General features: G+C 69.3%; 1 protein-coding gene and 1 pseudogene. One reads left to right on the top strand and one right to left on the bottom strand.

Translation table 11 applies throughout. The annotated features are described in order from the left end of the window. Positions 1-245: 245 nt before the first annotated feature. Positions 246-1,844, top strand: a complete 1,599-nt coding sequence (locus ACFUJR_RS39165) for an IS1634 family transposase (RefSeq protein ID WP_383181654.1) — start codon at positions 246-248, stop codon at positions 1,842-1,844. Positions 1,845-1,879: 35 nt separating this feature from the next. Here the strand turns inward: ACFUJR_RS39165 and ACFUJR_RS39160 are convergent. After that, positions 1,880-1,960, bottom strand: a pseudogene (locus ACFUJR_RS39160) (transposase); the annotation flags it as partial.

Here is a 1,960-nt window from a genome sequence, read left to right as displayed (position 1 = left end):
AACCGCTCACCCGCAGGCACCCTGACCTGCCCCACCCTCGCCACACCACAACCAACGAGCGCAGGACATTTAAGTCACCGGCATTGCGGCTAGGCCCGTACTTCGCGGGTCGTTGATTCGTATGGTGTGACCGGTCTGGGGGTGTCCTGGGTCGGTGGTGGGGCGTTGGGTGGGGTGTGTCGATGACTTCCCGGTCCCCGCAGCCACGGTCTCAGCGTCAGCGCCTTGAAGTGGCGGTGACGTCCGTGGTGGAGAAGCGTCTGGGCGCTCTGCCTGTCGCTGCCGAGTTTCTGCGCCGGCTGGATGTCGCCGGGATCGTCGACGAGGTGTGTCCTGGGGGTGCGAGTGCGCTGGTGACGCACGGGCAGGCGATCGAGGCGCTGGTGGCCAACCGGCTGACGTCGCCCGCGCCGCTGGTGCGGGTGGAGGACTGGGCCCGGTGCTGGGCGGTGGAGGAGGTCTTCGGGATCGAGCCCGGTCTGCTCAACGATGACCGTCTGGCGAGGGCTCTGGATGCGATCGCTCCGCACTTGGAGCACATCGCGGGCACGGTCGGGGCGCGGGCGATCGGTGAGTTCGGGATCGACGTGGCCCGGATGCACTGGGACATGACCAGCATGTCCGTGCACGGGGCCTTCCCGGCTGAGGGCCAGGAGGAGGACTTTCCCGTCATCGGCTACGGGCATCCCAAGGACCGGCGCTTCGATCTGAAGCAGGTCCAGGCCGGGCTCACGGTCTCGGCCGACGGCGGCGTCCCGCTCCATGCCCGGGTCTTCGGCGGTGGTGCGGCCGAGGTCAGCCAGGTCGTCGGCGTGATGAAGGACCTGCGGGCCATGGCCGGCGAGCGCGGCTTCCTGATGGTCGCCGACTCCAAGCTGGTGTCCTACTCCAACGTGGGCGCCCTGCTGGCGGCCGGGGTTGAGTTCATCGCCCCGGCCCCGGCAGCGCAGGTCAAGGACGAGGTCTATGCCGCTCTCGATCCCGCGCGGGCCACGGTTGTGGACTGGACGCCGGAGAGGGACGCGGACAAGCCGCCCGAGAAGCGGGAGACCTACCGCGTGCTGGAGGACGCCCATACCCTGACCGGCCCCCGCAAGAGCGATCCGCCGGTCACCGTGCGCCGGATCCTGGTTCATTCCACCGCGAACGCCGCCGGCCGGCAGGCCGCCCGCAGCAAGCGTCTGGCCAAGGCCGCCGAGGACCTGAACAAGCTCACCGCTGCGGCCGGCGGACGCCACTACAGGACCCGGGAGAAGATCGTCGCCCGGGTCGGTGTCATCGCCGCCAAGCGCCGTGTCACCTCGTGTCTGCGCTGGACCGTCACCGACAATGAGGACGGCACCCCGGCCCTGGCCTGGCACTTCGACACCGACGTGCTGGACGCCGAAGCCGCTGTCGACGGCTGGTACGCACTGCTGACGTCCGTCCCCGGCGACCAGGCGGACGCCGGGCAGGCCCTGATCCACTACAAGGGCCAGGGCACGGTCGAACGCCGCTACCACGACTTCAAGGGCCCGCTCGCGGTCGCGCCGGTCTTCGTGCAGCACAACCGGCGTGTCGCCGCCCTGATCCAGGTCATCTGCCTGGCCCTGCTGGTCTTCTGCCTGATCGAGCGCCAGGTCAGACGGGCGCTGGGCCCCGAGCAGACCATGACCGGCCTCTACCCGGGCAGCCGCCGCGTCCGCCCCACCGGCGGCATGATCTTCAACCACCTCGGCGAACTCACCTTGCGGATCGGCCACGTCACCGACCCGCCCACCGTCCAGATCACCCGCGGCGTCCAACTCCACCTTCTCGACCTACTCGACACCGAAATCGGACAAACCCGCTGGCCACAGACCTGAAACGATAACCCGCGAAGTCCGGGGCTAGTGCCGCATCAGGCAACGTTCGCCCTGTCGACGACGGCGCGTAGGTGCCGGTCGTCGGCGTGGCGGTTTCGCCAGATGATGTAGCGGCG

The organism is Streptomyces sp. NPDC057271 (genome assembly GCF_042668715.1).
Taxonomy (GTDB): domain Bacteria; phylum Actinomycetota; class Actinomycetes; order Streptomycetales; family Streptomycetaceae; genus Streptomyces.
The sequence above is the reverse complement of the archived record's forward strand: the minus strand, read 5'-3'. Positions and strand labels throughout refer to the sequence as shown.